The organism is Candidatus Accumulibacter vicinus (assembly GCF_000584955.1).
Classification (GTDB): domain Bacteria; phylum Pseudomonadota; class Gammaproteobacteria; order Burkholderiales; family Rhodocyclaceae; genus Accumulibacter; species Accumulibacter vicinus.
On record NZ_JDSS02000022.1, the window covers coordinates 738 to 19871 of the forward strand.

The window sequence follows — 19134 nt, forward strand, 5'->3', positions numbered from 1 at the left end:
ATGAAGACACCAAGAAGGGCAAGAAGACCTGGGAAGTCAAGATCAATGGCAACGACGGGAAAAAGTGGGAAGTCCACTACGAAATCAAAACCGGCGCTCTGGTTTCCGAAGAGGGCAAGTAAGCAGCCGCTCCTCGTCAGTTACCGTGATCCACACACGCGCTTTCTTGCTGTCGACAGGGCGGCGCTGTCAGAAACCGTCCACACCATATCATGAGCATTCCAAGCGATTCGATTGAAATTCCTGTCTGGGACCCGCTCCTTCGCCTGTTCCACTGGATACTGCTGCTCAGTTTCTGTACGGCTTATTTTTCGGAGGGCGAGTTGTTCGAAGGTCTCCAGGACCGGTTGGACGGCGAGTTGCTGCAGGTCGTGCATGTCTGGGCGGGCTATGTGCTTGCCGGGTTGTTGCTGTTTCGCCTGCTTTGGGGCTTCGTCGGCCCGCGCTATGCCCGTTTCAGCGACTTTGTCTATCGCCCCAGTGAAATCCTCGCTTATCTTTACGGGGTGCTGACGCTGAACGCTCCACGCCACCTCGGACACAACCCCGCGGGTGGTGCGATGATTGTTGCCATGCTGCTGGCCTTGACGGCGACCATTGTCACCGGCCTGGCGCTGTACGGCGCCGACAAGGGGCTGGGACCGCTGGCGGGATGGTTCACCGGGAGCAGCGACATCCTGATCGACACCCTCAAGGAAGCCCATGAAGTGGCCACCAACGGTACGCTGCTGCTGATCGCCGGCCACCTGATCGGCGTCGTTTGGGAAAGTCTCTTGCACCGCGAAAATCTGGTGCGCGCAATGATCACCGGTCGCAAGCGTGTGTGAGAAAACAGCTTGAAGCGATGGCTTGACTGACGCCCGCAGAAAAACAGGTGTCCCCTTCGGGGCGTCTTCCTCTTCCTGTTGAGCCCTGGCTTCTCCAACGCGGTAGCGCGGCGCCGGTGTCAAGACGACGACCGCGATACCATGGTGGTGACTAGCCGGCGAAGTTCTGCTCGGCGAAGCGCCAGTTGGCAAGGCTGCCGAGAAAGGTTTCGACGAACTTCGGACGCAGGTTGCGATAGTCGATGTAGTAGGCATGCTCCCAGACGTCGACACACAGCAGGGCCTGGTCGCCGGTAGTCAGCGGCGTGCCGGCAGCGCCCATGTTGACGATGTCCACCGAGCCGTCGGCTTTCCTGACCAGCCAGGTCCAGCCCGATCCGAAGTTGCCGACGGCAGAAGCCTGAAAGGCCTTTGTGAAATCGGCAAAGGAACCCCATTTGGCGTCAATGGCTGCGGCCAGGGCGCCCGTCGGTGCGCCGCCGCCATTGGGTGTCAGACAATTCCAGAAAAAGGTGTGGTTCCAGACCTGCGCCGAGTTATTGTAAATTCCGCCTGCCGGTGCCTTCCTGACGATCGCTTCGAGGTCGAGTGCCTCGTATTCACTCCCCTTGATGAGGTTGTTGAGGTTGGTCACGTAGGCCTGGTGGTGCTTGCCATAGTGGTATTCCAGGGTTTCCTGCGACATGTGCGGAGCAAGGGCGTCGATGGCAAAGGGGAGTGGCGGCAACTGATGTTCCATGGATGTTCTCCGTAAGGCTCGTTATGGGGCGAAATAAGGACGACGTGCAAACTCCGGGGGTGTCTGGCATGGCCATGACCTTCGCTTGGCTGCCGGATTCTATTCGGGGCTTGCGGCGCTGGCAATGGCGGGTGCTGCGAGAGCAATGCCATCGTCTTCGGAAACCGTCAGTACCGCCGCCTCGACGCGTCCTTGGTGGAAGAAGACAGCGATCTGTTGCCCAGGTTCCAGGATTTTGCTCGCGCGAACGATCTGTCCCTGTGCGTTGGTGACAATGCAGTAGCCACGAGTGAGGACCGCCGCCGGATTGAGGTGCGCCAGACCGGCTGCCAGACGGGCAAGGTCGGCGCAGCTGCCCTGCGCGGTCACCTGCCAGGCGCTGCGCATCCGCGTTGCCAGCGCTTCGAGGTGGCCGGCTGGGCGCGCCAGATCGGGGCGGCTCAAAAGCAGGCGACGGGTAACGCTGGCCAGCGTTCCTCGTGCCTGCGTGCTGGCCTGCAGCAGGCCGGTGCCGAGGCGGCGCTGCAACTGCTGCAGATTGTCCCGGTGGCGGGCCAGGTACTGCGACGGGCGCTGCAGTCGGTGCGCGAGCCAGTCCAGGTGTTGGCCCCGCTGGTTGAGATGCTGATCAATCTGGCGGCGCAGGGCAAGTCGACAGGCGGCGAGGCGGGCGAGCAGCGCGACCTGTTCGGGTGCCGCCAACTCGGCGGCAGCGGTGGGGGTTGGCGCACGTTGATCGGCAGCAAAATCGGCAATGGTGAAGTCTGTTTCATGACCGATCCCGCTGATCACCGGCAGAGGACAGGCACGCACTGCCCGTGCCACGGCCTCGTCGTTGAAAGCCCAGAGGTCTTCGATACTGCCCCCCCCTCGACAAACGATCAGCACCTCGCATTCCCGACGCTCGCCAGCGCAGCGTATGGCTGCGGCAATCTGGACGGCCGCGCCGTCACCCTGTACCGGCGTCGGATAAATGACGATGCCGACCTGGCCGGCGCGGCGTTTGAGTGTGCTCAGGACATCGCGTAGCGCCGCCGCCTGCAGTGAGGTGACGATGCCGATGCAGCGTGGAAAGGCCGGCAGGGGGCGCTTGACGGCGCTGTCGAACAGGCCTTCGCGCGCCAGTTTGTCCTTGAGGCGCAGGAATTGTTCGTGGAGGTTGCCGACACCGGCGCGACGAGCCGCTTCGACGTTGAGCTGGAAATCGCCGCGGGCCTCGTAGAGTGTCACCAGCACGCGTGCCTCGATGTGCTGGCCGTTCTCCAGTCGCCAACCAAGCAGTTGCGCACGGCTGCGGAACATGACACAACGGACCTGCGCGACGCTGTCCTTGAGCGAGAAGTAAACATGCCCGGAAGATGCCTGGCTGAGATTGGACACCTCTCCAGCCACCCAGCAGAGGGGAAAGACCGCTTCGAGCCGCTCGCGGGCAAGGCGATTGAGGACGGCCACCGGGAGCACCGGCATCGGCGTGGCCAGGTCGGCGGTGCTGACGAGAAGGTCTGACATGCAGGAATTCTACAGGGCAGTTGTCGCCTTGCGCAGCCAGCGTTGCAGGCATGGCATCCGCCGCTGTTGGCCGATGCGGAGCGATCGTCACCCGCCTGCTCACTGCCCGCTTTCCCGGCAGGCAGAAAACTCCTTCCGTGATAAGCACTTGGCTGTTTCACCAACAGACTACCGGCATGCTTATCCACAGATTCTGTGGAGAGAGAACGATTCGCGATGCAGGGGATGAAAAACTTCGGGGCTTGCTGCAAACGCCGGTGCAGGCTAAAGTGCCCATTTGTGAAAATCTCCCGGAGGAAAACGTGTTTTCCATCGTTCAGGCCGCTGGTTGGCCAATCTGGCCCTTGCTTCTGGCGTCGATCATTGCCGTCGCACTGATTCTCGAGCGTCTGGTGGCACTGCGACGCAGTAAAGTCGTCCCCCCCGGCCTGCTGCAGAGGGTCGTCGCCGAGTACCGGCAGAATGGGGTGACCGCCGCCATGGTCGGTGATCTTGAAGCCCACTCGCCGCTCGGTCGCGTCCTCGGTGCCGGTTTGCGAAATGTTGGCAGTTCGCGCGAGATCATGAAGGAAGCGATCGAGGAAGCCGGCGGCGTCGTGTCGCACAATCTCGAACGTTATTTGACGACGCTGGGTACAATTGCGTCGATCAGCCCCCTGATGGGCCTGTTCGGTACTGTGGTTGGCATGATCGAGATTTTCGGGTCGCAAGCTCCGAGTGGCAGCAACCCCATACAGCTCGCGCACGGCATTTCGGTGGCGCTGTACAATACCGGTTTCGGGCTGCTGATCGCGATTCCGAGCATGATCTTCTGGCGGCATTTTCGGGCCTTGGTGGATAGTTTCGTGGTCGAGATGCAGCAACAGGCGGTACGTCTGGTCGAGGTTCTGCACGGCCAGCGCAGTTCCTGAGAGGAACGGGTCATGAACTTTCGCCGCGGTCGCGCCAGTGACGTTCCCGAAATCAACCTGATCCCGCTGATCGACGTGCTGTTGGTGATCATCATCTTTCTGATGCTGACGACCACCTACGCCAAGTTTTCCGGTCTGGAGATCAACCTGCCGACTGCCGACGCCAGCAAGCAGACCGAGACGCCCAACGAAATCAGCGTTGGGTTGACGGCGGCAGGCCAGGTGTTGGTTAACAAGGTACCGCTGACCACGGTCAGCGTACAGGCGATCAGCGAAGCCTTGCGGCGGGTAGCCGGCGACACCAAGGAACCGGTGATCGTGATCAATGCCGATGCCAAGGCCAACTATCAGAGTGTCGTCGATATCATGCAGGCGGCGCAAACGGCCGGCTATCCGCGGATTTCCTTCGCGACCCAATCACCGCACTGATATCTATGATGGCTCGTGCCAGTATGGTGCAGCGCCTGATCGGCCGCTGGTATCAGCACCGTCTGGCGCCGGCACTCTGGCCCTTGCTGCCGTTTTCCTGGCTGTTCGGCGGACTGGTCGTACTGCGGCGCTGGCTGTACCGCGCCGCGCTGCTGCACTCGCACCGCTTGCCGGTGCCGGTGGTGGTGGTCGGCAACCTGACTGTTGGCGGCAGTGGCAAGACCCCTTTAGTGTTATGGTTGGTGAACCGCTTGTGCGAGCAGGGCTGGCGACCGGGGATCATCAGTCGCGGCTACGGCAGCAGTGACGGGCAGGTGCGACCGGTGGACGCCTCCTCGCCGTCTTCTCTGGTCGGTGATGAACCCTTGTTGCTGGCCAGACGCAGCGGCGTTCCGGTCTTCATCGGCCGTGACCGGCCTGCCGCCGGGCAGGCCTTGCTGGCAGCGCACCCCGAATGCGACGTGATCGTCTCCGACGACGGCCTGCAGCACTACCGCCTGCAACGCTCGATCGAACTGGTGATCTTTGACGGACGCGGCACCGGCAACGGCCGGCTGCTGCCGGCCGGCCCCCTGCGGGAATCCTTACGGCGTCTGGCGGGGGTGGACGCCGTGGTGTGGAATGGCCCACCGGAGACCCGGGTGGTGGACACGGCCCGGCACTCACCGCAATTCGACATGCGCTTGGTCGGCCGACATTTCGTTGCCGTGAGCGGAGAACAGCGCCGCTGCGCTGTGGCCGACCTGCAGGGCCGCAAGCTGTATGCGATTGCCGGGATCGGCGATCCACACCGCTTTTTCCGGCAGTTGCAAGCTCTCGGGCTCGAGTTTGCAGCGCATCCCTTTCCCGATCACCATTCCTATCAGGCCGGCGACCTGGCCTTTGCCAGGGACGGCGTACTGCTGATGACCGAGAAAGATGCGGTAAAATGCGCAACGCTGGCCATCGGCGAGGCCTGGATGCTGCCGGTCGAGGCGGTCATCGGTTGTTCCCCGCCCGGCCAGGCGACCCTGTTCGAGACCATTCTGGAGAAACTGCATGGACGCGCGTCTGCTTGACATTCTCGTCTGCCCGATCTGCAAGGCCAATCTCGAATACCGCAAGGCGCAATCGGAACTGCTGTGCAAACCCTGCAGGCTGGCTTTTCCGATTCGCGACGGGATCCCGATCATGCTCGAAGAAGAAGCCCGCCAGTTCTCGATCGACGAACTCTGACCGCGGCAGAATGCTGGCCGCAGGAAGGAGGAGGGAGTGATGCGCTTCAAGGTCGTCATTCCCGCGCGCTATGCCTCGACCCGTTTGCCGGCCAAGCCTCTGCTCGACCTCGGTGGCAAGCCGATGGTCGTACGGGTGGCCGAGCGTGCGCTGCTATCGGGTGCCGAGGAAGTGGTCGTGGCGACCGACCACGCGGAGGTGCTGGCGGCTGTCGAGCGGCACGGCCTGCGCGCCCTGCTGACTCGATCGGAGCACGCCAGCGGCACCGACCGTCTGGCCGAGGTGGTCGAGCTGTCGGGCTGGCTGGACGATACGATCGTGGTCAATGTACAGGGCGACGAGCCTTTGATTGATCCGGCCTGGATGGTCCATGCAGCCGCTCGACTGGTGGGAAGTGGTGCCGAGATCGCCACATTGGCACATCCGCTGTCGGAAGCGGCTGATTTTTTCAACCCGAATATTGTCAAGGTGGTCCTGGCGGCCAGTGGCGACGCCCTGTATTTTTCGCGAGCGCCGATTCCCTATGCGCGCGATCACTTCTCTCGCGAAGCTGGCGGTGAGACCTTGCCGATCGGGATGCTTGCCTACCGGCACATTGGCCTGTACGCCTATCGCGCGCATTTCCTGCGTACCTATACTGGGCTGGCCCCGTCGCCGCTGGAAAACCTTGAAGCGCTCGAGCAGTTGCGCGCCCTGTGGCACGGTCTGCGCATCAGCGTGGCGATTGTTGATGATCTGCCGAGCGCAGGCGTGGATACCCCGGAAGATGCACAGCGCGTGCAGGAATGGTTCAAAAACGTTTGACCGTACGCGCATTTGAGGGTAAGTTTCGGCCTGTTGATCACGACAGCGTTCTGCCACAGTTCGGTAGCTGGAGTGCAAGTACATGAAGTTTTGGATAAACCGCTTGATTTGATGTTCTCTTAGGGCGAACCATGAAACTCATTCTGCTCGGTGCTCCAGGCGCTGGCAAAGGCACTCAAGCCCAGTTCATTCGTGAAAAATTCGGCATCCCGCAAATCTCCACCGGGGACATGCTGCGTGCGGCAGTGAAAGCCGGCACGCCCCTCGGCGTCGAGGCGAAGAAGGTCATGGATGCGGGTGGCCTGGTCTCGGACGAGATCATCATCGGCCTGGTCACGGATCGCCTGCAGCAGGACGACTGCCGGAGCGGTTATCTGTTTGATGGTTTCCCGCGCACCTTGCCGCAGGCCGAGGCGATGAAGGTCGCCGGTGTGGCCCTCGACTACGTGCTCGAAATCGACGTGGCCGACGAGGAGATCATCGAGCGGATGAGCGGTCGGCGCGTGCATCCGGGTTCCGGCCGCACGTACCACCTCCGCTTCAATCCGCCGAAGCTGGCCGGAAAAGACGATGTCACCGGCGAGGACCTCATTCAGCGCGACGATGATCAGGAAGAAACGGTCAGGAAGCGGCTGCAGGTCTATCATTCGCAGACCGAGCCGCTGCTGGAATACTACCGCGCCTGGGCGGCAACGGGTGATCCAAGGGCACCGAAGTGTCGCAGAATCGCCGGGGTCGGGAGCGTCGAGGAGATCATGAAGGCGGCCTTCGAGGCCTTGCAATGACCGCCATCAATAAGACTGGGACTGCGGCGCAGGAAACATCTTCAGAATTTGAACGTTGTTCGTTTCGTGTAGCACTGGGGTAAATCCGACTCCCGGGAATTTTCCGGGGGGTCCGGGTCACTTTAAAGAGGGAGGTTGCTTATGTCGTCAGGTTTGATGTTCGCGCTGGTGTGCGCAGTCATCGCAGTGCTTTATGGCGCGGCAATGACGAAATGGATTCTTTCGTTGCCAGCCGGTAACCCACGCATGCAGGAGATCGCCAAAGCCATCCAGGAAGGTGCTTCTGCCTACCTGGCCAAGCAGTACACGACGATTGGTCTGGTCGGTGCCGTGCTCTTCGTGCTGATCTGGTTTGCACTCGGCAAGCTGATGGCCATCGGCTTTCTGATCGGTGCGGTGCTTTCGGGGGCCACCGGCTTCATCGGGATGAACGTTTCGGTGCGCGCCAATGTGCGTACTGCCGAAGCCGCGCGCAGTGGCATTTCCGCGGCGCTCAGCGTCGCTTTCAAGGGGGGCGCGATCACCGGCATGCTGGTCGTCGGTCTCGGCCTCCTCGGCGTGGCCGGCTACTACGCCTTTCTCAAGAGTACTGGCGCTGACTTCCAGCACTCGGTGGAACCACTGGTTGGCCTGGCCTTCGGCGGATCGCTGATCTCGATCTTCGCTCGGCTGGGCGGGGGTATCTTCACCAAGGGTGCGGACGTTGGCGCCGACCTGGTCGGCAAGGTCGAAGCCGGTATCCCGGAGGATGATCCACGCAACCCGGCCGTCATCGCCGACAACGTCGGCGACAACGTCGGCGATTGCGCCGGGATGGCCGCCGACCTGTTCGAGACCTACGCGGTGACCGTGGTGGCGACGATGGTGCTCAGCGCGATGATGCTCAAGGGTGTCGTCGGTGCCACCGACAACCTGATCGTCTACCCGCTGGTGCTTGGTGGCGTGTCGATCATCGCTTCGATCATCGGCTGTTTCTTCGTCAAGGCGAGCGATGGCGGCAAGATCATGAACGCCCTCTATCGCGGTCTGGCGGTGGCCGGCATACTGGCCTTGATTGCCTTTTATCCGATCACCACCATGCTGCTCGGTAATGGCATCACCCTCGCCAATGGCAGCCTGATCAGTTCGATGAATATCTTCTGGGCTGCGGCGATCGGCCTGGTGCTGACCGGATTACTGGTCTGGATCACCGAGTACTACACCGGTACCGATTTCTCGCCGGTCAAGCGCGTCGCCGAAGCTTCGACCACCGGCCATGGCACCAACATCATCGCCGGCCTCGCAGTTTCGATGAAAGCCTGTGCCTTGCCGGTGATCTGCGTCTGTGCAGCGATCTACATCACCCATGCGCTGGCCGGCCTGTATGGCATCGCCATTGCGGCCACCTCGATGCTGTCAATGACCGGCATCATCGTCGCGCTGGATGCCTATGGTCCGATCACCGACAACGCCGGCGGTATCGCCGAAATGTCCGGTCTGCCGAAGTCGGTGCGTGACGTGACCGACCCGCTCGACGCGGTCGGCAATACCACCAAGGCCGTCACCAAAGGCTATGCCATCGGTTCGGCGGGTCTGGCTGCGCTGGTGCTCTTCGCCGACTACACGCATGCCCTGGAAATCAACTGGGGGGGCCTGCGCTTCGACCTGTCTGATCACGAGGTGATCATCGGCCTCTTTCTTGGCGGTCTGATTCCCTACCTCTTTGCCGCCATGGCGATGGAGGCGGTGGGCCGTGCGGCCGGGGCAGTGGTCATCGAAGTGCGCAGGCAGTTCAAGGAAATCAAGGGCATCATGGAAGGCAAGGCGAAACCCGACTACTCGCGCGCCGTCGGCATGCTGACTGTCGCGGCGATTCGGGAAATGATCATTCCTTCGCTGCTGCCAGTGCTGGTGCCGGTGCTGGTTGGACTGCTGCTTGGCCCGAAAGCGCTCGGCGGGCTGTTGATGGGGACAATCATCACCGGCCTGTTCGTGGCCATCTCGATGACCACCGGTGGTGGCGCCTGGGATAACGCCAAGAAGTACATCGAGGACGGCCATTTTGGGGGCAAAGGCTCCGATGCCCACAAAGCGTCGGTGACCGGCGACACCGTCGGCGATCCCTACAAGGACACGGCGGGTCCGGCGGTCAACCCGCTGATCAAGATCATCAACATCGTTGCCCTGATGATCGTTCCCTTGATGGTACCGCCGGCCACGGTGGTGGCCAAGCCCGCCGCCACGGCTACGATAGCGGTACCGGCGGCAGCCAAGTTGTACTTCGCGGTGGGGGCAGCGGAAATCCCGGCCGATGCCGGCAAGACCCTCGAAGTCGTCGTTGCTTATGCCAAGGACCATCCGGCTGCGAAGCTCGCCATCTCTGGATTTCATGACACGAGTGGCAGCCAGGCGGCCAACGAGGAGGTCGCCAAGAAACGTGCGATCGCCGTACGTGATGCCCTGAAGAACGTCGGTATCGCCGAGGAGCGCATCGAACTCAGGAAGCCCATGGTGACCACCGGCACCGGAGACCCCGCCGAGGCGCGTCGTGTTGAGGTCAGCGTGCAGTAATTTGCATACGCTCTCTGTCCTGATCAACGAAAAAGGCCGCTTTGCGGCCCTTTTCGTTTCCAACTGCAAGAAAACCGTGCGGCTTCCTGAGCTAACGGTCATGACTTTGCAAGGCACCCCGGATCATGAAAGTCATGACCGTTTCCCTCTCCCCCGACCCCTCCCCCACAAGTGGGGAGGGGAGATTCGTGAGTCGCTGACGCGACTTTCACATTAAGATTCGGTAATGAGCAATGGATTGAGGGTATAGGTACCGGTCAGACTCGCTTCGGCAAGAATGTGTCCCTGCATTGCCGCACGCAGTTTCTGGCCGGTCAGCTTGCCATCGATGTCCAGTCTGGCGACATCCAGTGCGAAAACGGTAAATACGTAACGGTGGACAATCTCGTCGTTCCAGGGCGGGCAGGGACCATCGTAGCCGTAGTAGTCGCCACGCATGTCATTGTCGCCGGCGAACCAGTGGGTATAGTCATTGATTCCCTGGCGTGCGTCATGCGGAGCGTGCGGACCAGGTTTGCCACGTGGCGTGACATCATTGGAAAATTCGCCTGCCCTGATCTCGCCGAGTGTGGCCGGCAAATCAAGCAGCACCCAGTGAAAGAAGTCCACCCGCGCCAGCGATGCCGGAACCGTGCGGTCTTCCTGATTGACGTCATCGCCCTGACTCGGCACATCCGGGTCGTGGCAGATCAGGGCGAACGAGCGGGTTCCCGCCGGCGCACTGCGCCATGCCAGATGCGGGTTGCGATTGCTGCCCAGGCAAACATGGTGTTCGGGGTCGGGAATACAGAATGCAAACTCACCGGGGATCGGTTGCCCGTCACTGAAGCTGCTGCTGATCAATATCATCGTAAATCTCCTCCTGATTGATTACTCGGCCGCACTGCGTTTGAAGTCGCGCAGGCGAAAACCTGCGACCCATAGTGTAGCGAAATAGACGCCTGCACCGAAGCCGACCGCCACGGAAAGACGCAGCAATCGTTCTCCGAGGCGCCAGTTGAGCCAATCGACCGTTGGGCCGATCACAAACCACAGCGCAGCGCCCATGCTCAGCATGGCGAAAGCGAGCCTGCCGTAGAATAGCAGCCAGCCAGGCTGCGGGGTATAAATGCCTCGCTGGCGAAGACCGCGGTAGAGCAGCGTGGCGTTGAGGCTGGCAGCCAGCCCGATCGCAAGGGCCAGGCCGGCATGTTGCAGCCAGCCGATCAGGAGCAGGTTCAGCACTTGCGTAACGAAAAGGGTCAGCAGTGCGATCCTGACCGGAGTACGGATATTCTGGCGGGCGTAAAAGCCGGGCGCCAGCACTTTGACCAGAATCAGGCCGAGCAGCCCGACACTGTAGGCGACCAATGCGTCACGCGTCCTGAGCACGTCGTTGGCGGTGAAAGCGCCATGATGGAACAGCGTGGTAATCAGCGGCACGGCGAGCATGCCGAGTGCCAGAGCCGCTGGCGCCGCCAGCAGAAAGGTCAGCCGCAAGCCCCAGTCGAGCAATCGGGAATATTCATCGTGTTGCTCAGCAGCATGGCACTTGGCCAGCGAGGGAAGCAGGATGGTGCCGAGTGCGGCGCCGAGCATGCCGGCCGGAAACTCCATCAGGCGATCGGCGTAATAGAGCCAGGAGACGCTGCCGGTACTCAGGAAAGAAGCAAAAACGGTGTTCAGCAGCAGGCTGACCTGCGCCACGGAAACGCCAAGCACGGCTGGCGCCATCAGGCGAAAGATGCGCCTGACCCCCTCGTCGTGCAGATTGATCGAGAATCTTGGCAGCATGCCAAGACGCTGCAGGCTGGGGATCTGGAAAGCGAGCTGCAGGGCACCGCCAAGAAAGACGGCCCAGCCGAGTGCCATGACCGGCGGGTCGAAGTAGGGGATGGCAAGGAGCGCCATCAGAATGAACGAAACGTTGAGCAGCACCGGCGTGAATGCGGGTACGGCGAAGCGGCTCCAGGTATTGAGAATGCCACCGGCCAGCGCGACCAGCGACATGAAAAGGATGTAGGGGAAAGTGATGCGCGTCAGTTTGACGGTCAGGGCAAACTTTTCGGGGTCATCCGTAAAACCCGGGGCCGAAAGGTACACGAGCACCGGTGCGCCCGCCATGCCGAGCAGGGTTACCGCCAGTACGACAAGAAACAGCAGACTCGCGACACGGTCCACCAACTGCCGGGTCTCCTCGCCTGAACGCTGGTTCCGGTATTGACCCAGGACCGGAACGAAGGCCTGCGAAAAAGCGCCTTCGGCAAACAGGCGGCGCAACAGGTTGGGGAGTTTGAAGGCGACAAAGAACGCGTCGGTCAACGCCCCGGCACCGAAAGCGCGGGCGATCACGAAATCGCGGACAAAGCCGAGTATCCGCGACAGCAAGGTCATGCTGCTGACGGTGGCGAGGGTCTTCAGGAGGTTCATGGTCTATCCGGGAGCGCCTCTCAGGCGCAATCCCGTCATCTTAGCGCCTGGACCTCGGCAAGCAAAACGCGGGACACGTCTTCCGGGCAGCCAGCACGCATCTGCCTGCTTACTGGCTGGTCGCCGCTTGCTGGAGTGACGGATGGTAGCCGCTCAGTTCCATGAAACCGACGCCGCGATGCGAGCCACTCAACTTGACCGCACCTTCCCAATAGACGTTCAGCGTCGTTGTCCGGGCGTCGAACTCACTGGCCCGGATCACCGGGTCGACTTTCAGCTTGAGGCCCCTGGCGGGTACCGCGATCGTCCAGTGGACCGGATAGAGCACTCCTCCTGAAGAAGGGCTTTTCCAGGTGCCGCGGGAGCTTGCCTCGAAGTCGGATGCGCCGAGTGCGCTGACCTCGCCGTCCTTGCTATAGGTTCCCATGCGCAGTACTGGCTCGCCCTGGCGATCGAAAAGTTCGAAGATCATCAGGTCCGCACCATCCGTCAGTTGCAGCGCAAACCAGTTCCAGCGCAGCTTTGCCGCTTCAAAGTCACCCCACTGATGATCGAACCAGACTTCGCCATGCACCTTCCTGGCAGTGCCGCCAATGGTCAGAACTCCCTGCGCAGCCATGCGTGGGCGCGAAGTGTAATAACTCTTGCCGGCGACACCGAAATCCAGCAGGCCGGCGATCGGCGTACCCGGTGCCTGGTGCAGGAGCGGTTGGCGGCTGTCATTGAGCTGCAGATCGAGCGCAAAATCCTTGCCGGCCATCTTCGCTGCATGTTGCGCGCCCTCGCCCTGCAATTGCCAGCTGCCGAACTTGAAAGCAAATCCGTCGCGGCGTCCATCCGATGGGTTGCCTGCGGTGCGTGCCTGTTCGGCATAGAGCTTCTCGGTCTGATGGTCGAGTAGTGAGCCGTGGAATACGGTGTGAGTGAGCGTCCCTTTGCGCAGGAAGGCGGCGATATGAAACGAATAACGTTCGCCTGAGTCGGTCTGCAGGTGGCCACTGTAGTACCACCATTCGGTCAGCATTTCATGTGCAGCATCGTCGGCGGGTAGCTTTACCGGCGGCATCGTGGCGGACGCAGGTGTCGCCGGCTGTTCGGTCACCCCACCGGGACTTGCAGCCAGGGGTATCCTGTCGGAGCGGGAGAAGAGGACCCAGCCGACCGCCACCATCATGATCAGCCAGCCGGCAATGATCAGCCAGCGATAACGCCTGAACCAGCGCGACGAACCAGGGCGGGTCTTGCCACGGCTGTGCTGGCGAATTCCATACGAGCGACTTGTTCCAGTGTTCATTCGAACAGCTCCTCTCGTTTCGTCAGTGTTTGACCGGTATGCGTAGCGTCTATGTCGATCCCGATCTTTCCGCCCATACTCGCCGGCGAGAGGAAGCCGATGGCAAAGGTCTGGGTCAATGCTCAGTCGGCCAGTTTACCTTCAACGAAGTCGATCAGCGTCGCAAGCGAAGCGAACACCGATCCGTCGATCTCGTCGTCTTCGACCGTAAACCCGAAATGTTCTTCGAGTGTGGTAATCAAGGAGACTACCGCCATCGAATCAAGTTCAGGAATTGCGCCGAGCAAGGGGGTGTCGAGCGCGAATTCACTCGCCCGGCCCTTGAGGCTCAAGACTTCGTCAAGAACGGCGACCACTTCGTTTCTGATATCCATGTAAGCTCCTGTCAGGGGATTTCCCCGCTGGCCGCCCGCTGGGCAAGCGAGGTTGGTGATTGAGCGGCGATTATACCGAGTGCAGGAGGGCGCTTTGTGCAATAGCGCACGTCGCTACCGCCACTACAGGTCGATTCGGCCCTGCATGGCAACGCTCCAGAGGTTCATAATAGAGTGCTCGATGAACGCCTCTCCAACCCACTTGATTCCCGATCGGGCGCAGACGCTCGTGGTGCTTCGGCTCCTGCGGCAGCGTCGGCCCATGCTGATGTTGAAGGGTGACGATGATGGCTATGGCAGCCGTTGGTTGCTCGATGGTCAGCAGGTTCAGCCAGTGATCGCCAAGTACCTGATGGATGCTGGCTTTATCGCCGATACCGGGGCGACCGAATTGGGTGCCCGAAAGCTCGCCTTGACCGAATCCGGCACCCAGCTTCTGGAGAACGGCCTGCTCTGGTGGAAGAGCCTCGGCTTCCTTCAACGCTTGAGAATCATGATCCTCGGTTGATGGAAACAGGAGCCTTCCAGCAGCGGGCGCGCGCGCCAGGGAAGCCTTTTTGACCCGGTTCTGCTTTTACTGGTCGGGGTTTTGCCGGCACGCACCCGGGAAAAATCCATGAATTGACCGCAGTTGATGGGGGAACATATACTCCCGGCGCTGCCATTGCGTTTTTCATCCCATTCTTGCTAGGGACCGTGCTCATGGGTCTGCGACTGAAATTCAACCTGGTGCTTCTGCTGGTCTTTGGCGCCGGCATGGGCATGTCGGCGTACGTTTCGCACCGCCTGCTCGACGAGAACGCCAAACAGGAGACGCTGCGCAATGCCGGCCTGATGATGGAGTCCGCGCTGTCGGTGCGCGGCTACACGGTCAGGCAGGTGAAGCCGCTTCTCGACTCCCAGTTGGAACAGACTTTCCTGCCGCAGACGGTGCCCGCCTATGCCGCCACAGAGGTGTTCAGCAACCTGGCCGTGAAGTATCCGGACTTCACCTACAAGGAGGCGACGCTCAATCCTACCAATCCACGCGATCGCGCGGTGGAATGGGAAAGTGATCTGGTGCAGAAATTTCGCGCTGACGGCAGTGCCAGAGAACTTGCCGGCGAGCGAGAAACACCGACCGGCCGCATGCTCTACCTGGCACGGCCGATTACCATCACCGACCCGGCGTGCCTGATCTGCCACAGCGTTCCCGACGCAGCACCGGAATCGATGATCAGAATCTACGGCCCGAACAATGGTTTCGGCTGGAAACACATGGAGACGGTTGGCGCACAGGTGGTTTCAGTGCCGATGTCCGTGCCGCTGGCCAATGCGCAGCGCACCTTCAACAGCTTCATGCTCTCGCTCGGCGGCATCTTCCTGGCCACTTTCGTGGTCCTCAACATCATGCTGTCCATGCTCATCATCAGGCCCATCTCGAGCATGTCGGCAGCCGCCGACAGGATTTCCACCGGCGACTTCTCGGTGCCGGAATTCCCGTCGCACACCGGGGACGAGATCGACGTTCTGGCGAACTCCTTCAACCGCATGCGCCGCAGCCTGCAAAAAGCCATCAAGCTGATCGAGAGCTGAGCGCGGAACGACCACGCCATGTCCCTCCCTGAATTCATCGGCAAGTACGAGATCCGCCGCGAACTCGGCAAGGGTGCGATGGGCGCAGTTTACGAAGGTTTCGACCCGGTCATCAAACGTCCGGTGGCGATCAAGACGATTCTCGCCGAGTACCTGGCCAACGTTGAATCGGAGGCCGCAGTGGCACGCTTCAAGCAGGAGGCGCAGGCCGGAGGGAGACTGCAGCATCCGGGCATTGTCGGTGTATACGAATACGGAGAGGACGAAAGAGGGGCGTTTATCGTCATGGAGTACGTGCAGGGAAAGTTGTTGCGCCAGTGCATGCGCGAGCGCGGCCACTTCGAACTGATCGATGTTTTCGAGGTAATGAAGCAACTGTTCGCAGCACTCGACTATTCGCACCAGCACGATGTCGTGCATCGTGACATCAAGCCGACCAACGTCATGGTCCTGGGCGGGATGAAGATCAAGGTCATGGACTTCGGGGTCGCCAAGATCGAGAATTCATCGCTCACGCAGGTGGGCACCGTGATTGGTACGCCGACGCACATCTCTCCCGAGCAACTGCTGGGCTTGCCTGCCGACCACCGCGCCGACCTGTGGTCGGCCGGGGTCATCCTCTACGAAATGCTGACCGGGCGTGGGCCATTTCTCGCCGAGACGCCGGTCGCGGTGATGCACAAGGTGATGAACGTCGAGCCTGCACCACCGTCAGCAATCGTACCTTCACTGCCACCGGTTTTCGACGCCGTGCTCAGGCGCGCGCTGGCGAAAAAACCTGACCAGCGTTTCCAGAGCGCCCGCGAATTCAACAACGCGTTGTTGGCGGCCTTCATCCAGAGCAAGCCGGTGGCCAGGCCCCCTGGCAGCAGCACCGACAGCCTGCCGCCGCCCGAACCGGTCGCCGGTGGCGCCAGGAGTGGCCGCGCCGGCACGCGATCTGCGAGCGCGTCAACGCCGCTGCCGCTGCCCCAGGAGGCGCTGGACGAAATCGAGTCCTCGCTGATCAGGTCGATCGGTCCGGTCGCCAAACATCTGGTGCGCAAGGGGATGATCCAGGCCAGGAACATCGAGGAATTCTGCGCCACGCTCGCCGAAAACATTCCCGAAGGCGTCGAACGTACCGATTTCCTGAAGCGTATCGAGCAATTGAAAAAGGCCACTTCCGCATCGATGCCGCCAAGGTCGACCAACCCGCCCGAACCGACATCGGCAACACCGGTGGGGGTTTTCGATCCCGCGACACTTGCCGCGGCCGAGAAACGCCTCGCGCAGTACGTCGGACCGCTCGCTCGAGTGCTCATCAAGCGGGCAGCCAACGATTCAGGCAACGTCCAGGAACTCTACCGAAAGCTCTCCGAGCATATCGACTCCGAACCCGAGCGCGCTGCCTTTCTCAAGGGTTTCGCCTGACCGGTCAGCTGCACAGACCTGCCGGGCGGGACTGGTGCTAAACTGGCGCATCGCCAAATGGAGTCTGCCATGATTGTCATCGAACAACAGCCGAAGCGGGTCGAAGTCACGGTGTATGCGGAATTCACGCTTGCCGACTACAAGGAGTTCGAGAATGCCGTCAATTTCGCGATCCAGTTCGAGGGGCCGGTCGACCTGTGGTTCGATCTGCGCGAAATGGCCGACTTCACGCTCGATGTGGCCTGGGAAGATATCGTCTTTGCGCGTGCGCACGCCAACGACTTCAGCCGTATTGCCGTCCTGACGCATAGCCAGTGGGTAGCGTGGAGCGCCTGGTTGTCGCAGATTTTCGTTCATGCCCAGATGCGCGTCTTCGATGAGGAAGTCGAGGCACGTGCCTGGCTGGCTGAAGAAGAGGGACTGGCGTGAGCCATACAACGCTGGTCAGCAGCGCCGTCCTTGCCGATCATCTCATCGACCCCGGCTGGCGTGTCTTTGATTGCCGTCATCAACTGAGTGATCCGGCTGCGGGCCGTCGGGCCTACGCGCACGCTCACCTGCCGGGCGCCTTCTTCCTGCATCTCGACCAGGATCTGTCGGGACCGATGAATGGTCGCAACGGTCGTCATCCCTTGCCTGATCCGCACCTGCTGGCCGACAAGCTGAGTGCCGCGGGCGTCGCCATGGACACGCAGGTGGTCGCCTATGACGACGCCGGCGGCGCCTTTGCCAGCCGGCTGTGGTGGTTGCTGCGCTGGCTTGGCCATGATCGCGTCGCGCTTCTCGACGGTGGCATCGATCGCTGGCGGGCGGAGGGGCGGCCTCTGGCCACCGATATTCCGAGTTCACCGCCGGTGGTGCTGAAAGTCGATCTGCGTGACGTGCTGACCAGCAGCGACGCGGTGCTCGCCAGTCTTGGGCAGAGCAGCTTCTGCCTGATCGATGCGCGTTCCCCTGACCGCTTTCGTGGCGAGAACGAAACCCTCGATCCGGTCGGCGGGCATATTCCCGGCGCACTCAACCGCTTCTTCCGCGACAATCTCGACGCCGACGGCTGCTTTCGCCCGGCCGGTGAACTGCGCCGCGAGTTTCTGGCCCTGCTGGCCGGTCGTTCGCCGGCGCAGGTGGTGATGTCTTGCGGTTCCGGCGTCACCGCCTGTCACAACCTGCTGGCGATGGAGGTTGCCGGATTGCCGGGCGCGCGCCTCTATGCCGGTTCGTGGAGCGAGTGGTGCAGTGATTCGGCGCGGCCGGTGGCCTGCCAGGCTCCCGCAGTCTGACGGTCATGACTTTTCCAGGCCTCTCGATCATGAAAGTCATGAACACGCGGCTTTCACATTAACAACAGATCGGCCGCGGCAGCGGCGATCTGGTCGAGCGACAGCGCACCGTCCGGCCGGTACCACTGGCTGCTCCAGTTGAGCATGCCGAAGAGCAACAGGCGCAGCGGCGCTGCCGAACTGCGGAGTTTGCCGCTGGCTGCCAGTTCGTCAAGCGTTGCCTGCCACGTTTCCTGGTAGCGGTCGGTGACCGCGGCGATTTCGGCCCTCGCCGCGGCGTCGAGCGCGCGCGATTCGTAGAGCAGCATCGGCACCTGGCAATTGCCCTCGAGGAGGTTCCCGAGATGGACGCGGATCATCACCCGCAGGCGCTGCGCAGGGTCGACAATGCCCTCGCTGGCTGCCTGCAGGCGCTGGTAGCCGGTCTCCAGGCCTGCGATCATTGCCGCCTTGAGCAGTTCCTGCTTGCTGCGGAAATGGTAGAAGGGGCTGCCTGAGCGCATCCCGACCGCCCTGGCGATGTCACGCGTGGTGGTCGCGTCAAAACCTTTCTCGACGAACAGGCGGGCCGCCGCTTGCAACAGTTCTTCGCGGCGGTTCGCTTCCAGCGGGCCTTGCCGTTTGCGGCCGGCCGGCATGGCGATCAGAGCGTCGCCGCCAGGCGCGTTCCCTGATCGATGGCGCGTTTCGCGTCGAGTTCGTTGGCGACATCGGCGCCGCCGATCAGCGACAGCGGCACGTTGGCGGCGCGCAGACCGGCTTCGAGATCGCGGCGCGGTTCCTGACCGGCGCAGACGATCACATGCTCCACCGGCAGGCACTGCGGCTGGCCATCGACGATGAGGTGCAGGCCGGCGTCGTCGATGCGCTCGTACGTCACCCCGGAGAGCATCTGTACGCCACGCTTCTTGAGCAAGGTGCGACGAATCCAGCCGGTGGTCTTGGCCAGCCCGTCGCCGACCTTGGCGGCCTTGCGCTGCAGCAGCCAGACCTGGCGTGGTGTGGCTGCCGGGATCGGTG

At 61.7% G+C, this 19134-nt stretch carries 20 protein-coding genes and 1 pseudogene; 13 read left to right on the forward strand and 8 right to left on the reverse strand.

Annotation, left to right across the window (positions count from 1 at the left end):
- The first annotated feature begins 212 nt into the window (after window positions 1–212).
- Entirely contained in the window at window positions 213–827 is a 615-nt protein-coding gene (locus tag CAPSK01_RS10360) for a cytochrome b/b6 domain-containing protein (RefSeq protein ID WP_034926093.1), read from the forward strand.
- A 151-nt stretch (window positions 828–978) separates the two neighbouring features.
- Here the strand turns inward: CAPSK01_RS10360 and CAPSK01_RS10365 are convergent, their stop codons facing one another.
- Both CAPSK01_RS10365 and xseA read right to left on the reverse strand, forming a co-directional pair.
- Complete coding sequence (locus CAPSK01_RS10365) at window positions 979–1566, reverse strand: Fe-Mn family superoxide dismutase (RefSeq protein ID WP_034926095.1); 588 nt, start codon at window positions 1564–1566, stop codon at window positions 979–981.
- 99 nt (window positions 1567–1665) lie between these two features.
- Window positions 1666–3075 (reverse strand): exodeoxyribonuclease VII large subunit, encoded by a 1410-nt coding sequence (gene xseA, locus CAPSK01_RS10370; protein ID WP_034926096.1) that lies wholly within the window; start codon window positions 3073–3075, stop codon window positions 1666–1668.
- 302 nt (window positions 3076–3377) lie between these two features.
- Here xseA and CAPSK01_RS10375 point away from each other — a divergent pair, with 302 nt between their 5' ends.
- From CAPSK01_RS10375 to CAPSK01_RS10405, 7 genes are all read left to right on the forward strand, one after another.
- Window positions 3378–3986, forward strand: coding sequence for a MotA/TolQ/ExbB proton channel family protein (locus tag CAPSK01_RS10375; protein ID WP_034926132.1), 609 nt, complete (start codon window positions 3378–3380; stop codon window positions 3984–3986).
- A 12-nt stretch (window positions 3987–3998) separates the two neighbouring features.
- Window positions 3999–4415 carry a biopolymer transporter ExbD gene (locus CAPSK01_RS10380; protein ID WP_034926098.1) on the forward strand — a complete coding sequence of 139 codons (417 nt, stop codon included), beginning with the start codon at window positions 3999–4001 and terminating at the stop codon, window positions 4413–4415.
- Window positions 4416–4420: 5 nt separating this feature from the next.
- Window positions 4421–5473 (forward strand): tetraacyldisaccharide 4'-kinase, encoded by a 1053-nt coding sequence (gene lpxK, locus CAPSK01_RS10385; protein WP_273703477.1) that lies wholly within the window; start codon window positions 4421–4423, stop codon window positions 5471–5473.
- Window positions 5454–5630, forward strand: coding sequence for a Trm112 family protein (locus tag CAPSK01_RS10390; protein ID WP_034926100.1), 177 nt, complete (start codon window positions 5454–5456; stop codon window positions 5628–5630). The genes lpxK and CAPSK01_RS10390 overlap by 20 nt, the downstream gene beginning before the upstream one ends.
- 39 nt (window positions 5631–5669) lie before the next feature.
- Window positions 5670–6434 carry a 3-deoxy-manno-octulosonate cytidylyltransferase gene (gene kdsB, locus CAPSK01_RS10395; RefSeq protein WP_273703478.1) on the forward strand — a complete coding sequence of 255 codons (765 nt, stop codon included), beginning with the start codon at window positions 5670–5672 and terminating at the stop codon, window positions 6432–6434.
- Between the two features lie 131 nt (window positions 6435–6565).
- Window positions 6566–7219 carry an adenylate kinase gene (gene adk / locus CAPSK01_RS10400; RefSeq protein WP_034926103.1) on the forward strand — a complete coding sequence of 218 codons (654 nt, stop codon included), beginning with the start codon at window positions 6566–6568 and terminating at the stop codon, window positions 7217–7219.
- Between the two features lie 141 nt (window positions 7220–7360).
- Window positions 7361–9769, forward strand: a complete 2409-nt coding sequence (locus CAPSK01_RS10405; RefSeq protein WP_034926105.1) for a sodium-translocating pyrophosphatase — start codon at window positions 7361–7363, stop codon at window positions 9767–9769.
- Between the two features lie 213 nt (window positions 9770–9982).
- Here the strand turns inward: CAPSK01_RS10405 and CAPSK01_RS10410 are convergent, their stop codons facing one another.
- The 4 genes from CAPSK01_RS10410 to CAPSK01_RS10425 all read right to left on the reverse strand — a co-directional run bounded on the left by CAPSK01_RS10410 (window position 9983) and on the right by CAPSK01_RS10425 (window position 13846).
- Complete coding sequence (locus tag CAPSK01_RS10410) at window positions 9983–10618, reverse strand: YbhB/YbcL family Raf kinase inhibitor-like protein (protein ID WP_034926106.1); 636 nt, start codon at window positions 10616–10618, stop codon at window positions 9983–9985.
- A gap of 21 nt (window positions 10619–10639) precedes the next feature.
- A complete protein-coding gene (murJ, locus tag CAPSK01_RS10415; protein WP_034926108.1) occupies window positions 10640–12178 on the reverse strand; it encodes a murein biosynthesis integral membrane protein MurJ in 1539 nt (512 codons plus the stop codon).
- A gap of 109 nt (window positions 12179–12287) precedes the next feature.
- Complete coding sequence (locus CAPSK01_RS10420) at window positions 12288–13472, reverse strand: lipocalin family protein (protein WP_034926109.1); 1185 nt, start codon at window positions 13470–13472, stop codon at window positions 12288–12290.
- Between the two features lie 122 nt (window positions 13473–13594).
- Window positions 13595–13846, reverse strand: coding sequence for an acyl carrier protein (locus CAPSK01_RS10425; RefSeq protein ID WP_034926111.1), 252 nt, complete (start codon window positions 13844–13846; stop codon window positions 13595–13597).
- Window positions 13847–13991: 145 nt separating this feature from the next.
- On the opposite strand from CAPSK01_RS10425, the gene CAPSK01_RS10430 reads away from it, so the two are divergent.
- From CAPSK01_RS10430 to CAPSK01_RS10450, 5 genes are all read left to right on the forward strand, one after another.
- Complete coding sequence (locus CAPSK01_RS10430) at window positions 13992–14354, forward strand: hypothetical protein (RefSeq protein ID WP_273703479.1); 363 nt, start codon at window positions 13992–13994, stop codon at window positions 14352–14354.
- Window positions 14355–14548: 194 nt separating this feature from the next.
- The gene (locus CAPSK01_RS10435) at window positions 14549–15421 is read left to right on the forward strand and encodes a DUF3365 domain-containing protein (RefSeq protein ID WP_034926114.1); all 873 of its coding nucleotides are present in this window, start codon (window positions 14549–14551) and stop codon (window positions 15419–15421) included.
- Window positions 15422–15439: 18 nt separating this feature from the next.
- Window positions 15440–16834 (forward strand): serine/threonine-protein kinase, encoded by a 1395-nt coding sequence (locus CAPSK01_RS10440; RefSeq protein WP_034926115.1) that lies wholly within the window; start codon window positions 15440–15442, stop codon window positions 16832–16834.
- Between the two features lie 69 nt (window positions 16835–16903).
- Window positions 16904–17263, forward strand: coding sequence for an STAS/SEC14 domain-containing protein (locus CAPSK01_RS10445; RefSeq protein ID WP_034926117.1), 360 nt, complete (start codon window positions 16904–16906; stop codon window positions 17261–17263).
- Window positions 17260–18114 carry a sulfurtransferase gene (locus tag CAPSK01_RS10450; protein WP_034926119.1) on the forward strand — a complete coding sequence of 285 codons (855 nt, stop codon included), beginning with the start codon at window positions 17260–17262 and terminating at the stop codon, window positions 18112–18114. The genes CAPSK01_RS10445 and CAPSK01_RS10450 overlap by 4 nt, the downstream gene beginning before the upstream one ends.
- 53 nt (window positions 18115–18167) lie before the next feature.
- On the opposite strand, the gene CAPSK01_RS10455 is transcribed toward CAPSK01_RS10450, so the two are convergent.
- Window positions 18168–18752: a TetR/AcrR family transcriptional regulator gene (locus CAPSK01_RS10455; RefSeq protein WP_034926121.1), complete on the reverse strand. Its 585-nt coding sequence runs from the start codon at window positions 18750–18752 to the stop codon at window positions 18168–18170.
- 5 nt (window positions 18753–18757) lie between these two features.
- Window positions 18758–19134: pseudogene (gene fadH, locus CAPSK01_RS10460) on the reverse strand (NADPH-dependent 2,4-dienoyl-CoA reductase); the annotation flags it as partial.

Bases quoted from the DNA above. Each gene is read 5' to 3' on its own strand.
- CAPSK01_RS10360 (WP_034926093.1), top strand. From the start codon at position 213: ATGAGCATTCCAAGCGATTCGATTGAAATTCCTGTCTGGGACCCGCTC.
- CAPSK01_RS10365 (WP_034926095.1), bottom strand. From the start codon at position 1,566: ATGGAACATCAGTTGCCGCCACTCCCCTTTGCCATCGACGCCCTTGCT.
- xseA (WP_034926096.1), bottom strand. From the start codon at position 3,075: ATGTCAGACCTTCTCGTCAGCACCGCCGACCTGGCCACGCCGATGCCG.
- CAPSK01_RS10380 (WP_034926098.1), top strand. From the start codon at position 3,999: ATGAACTTTCGCCGCGGTCGCGCCAGTGACGTTCCCGAAATCAACCTG.
- lpxK (WP_273703477.1), top strand. From the start codon at position 4,421: ATGATGGCTCGTGCCAGTATGGTGCAGCGCCTGATCGGCCGCTGGTAT.
- CAPSK01_RS10390 (WP_034926100.1), top strand. From the start codon at position 5,454: ATGGACGCGCGTCTGCTTGACATTCTCGTCTGCCCGATCTGCAAGGCC.
- kdsB (WP_273703478.1), top strand. From the start codon at position 5,670: ATGCGCTTCAAGGTCGTCATTCCCGCGCGCTATGCCTCGACCCGTTTG.
- adk (WP_034926103.1), top strand. From the start codon at position 6,566: ATGAAACTCATTCTGCTCGGTGCTCCAGGCGCTGGCAAAGGCACTCAA.
- CAPSK01_RS10405 (WP_034926105.1), top strand. From the start codon at position 7,361: ATGTCGTCAGGTTTGATGTTCGCGCTGGTGTGCGCAGTCATCGCAGTG.
- CAPSK01_RS10410 (WP_034926106.1), bottom strand. From the start codon at position 10,618: ATGATATTGATCAGCAGCAGCTTCAGTGACGGGCAACCGATCCCCGGT.
- murJ (WP_034926108.1), bottom strand. From the start codon at position 12,178: ATGAACCTCCTGAAGACCCTCGCCACCGTCAGCAGCATGACCTTGCTG.
- CAPSK01_RS10420 (WP_034926109.1), bottom strand. From the start codon at position 13,472: ATGAACACTGGAACAAGTCGCTCGTATGGAATTCGCCAGCACAGCCGT.
- CAPSK01_RS10425 (WP_034926111.1), bottom strand. From the start codon at position 13,846: ATGGATATCAGAAACGAAGTGGTCGCCGTTCTTGACGAAGTCTTGAGC.
- CAPSK01_RS10430 (WP_273703479.1), top strand. From the start codon at position 13,992: ATGGCAACGCTCCAGAGGTTCATAATAGAGTGCTCGATGAACGCCTCT.
- CAPSK01_RS10435 (WP_034926114.1), top strand. From the start codon at position 14,549: ATGGGTCTGCGACTGAAATTCAACCTGGTGCTTCTGCTGGTCTTTGGC.
- CAPSK01_RS10440 (WP_034926115.1), top strand. From the start codon at position 15,440: ATGTCCCTCCCTGAATTCATCGGCAAGTACGAGATCCGCCGCGAACTC.
- CAPSK01_RS10445 (WP_034926117.1), top strand. From the start codon at position 16,904: ATGATTGTCATCGAACAACAGCCGAAGCGGGTCGAAGTCACGGTGTAT.
- CAPSK01_RS10455 (WP_034926121.1), bottom strand. From the start codon at position 18,752: ATGCCGGCCGGCCGCAAACGGCAAGGCCCGCTGGAAGCGAACCGCCGC.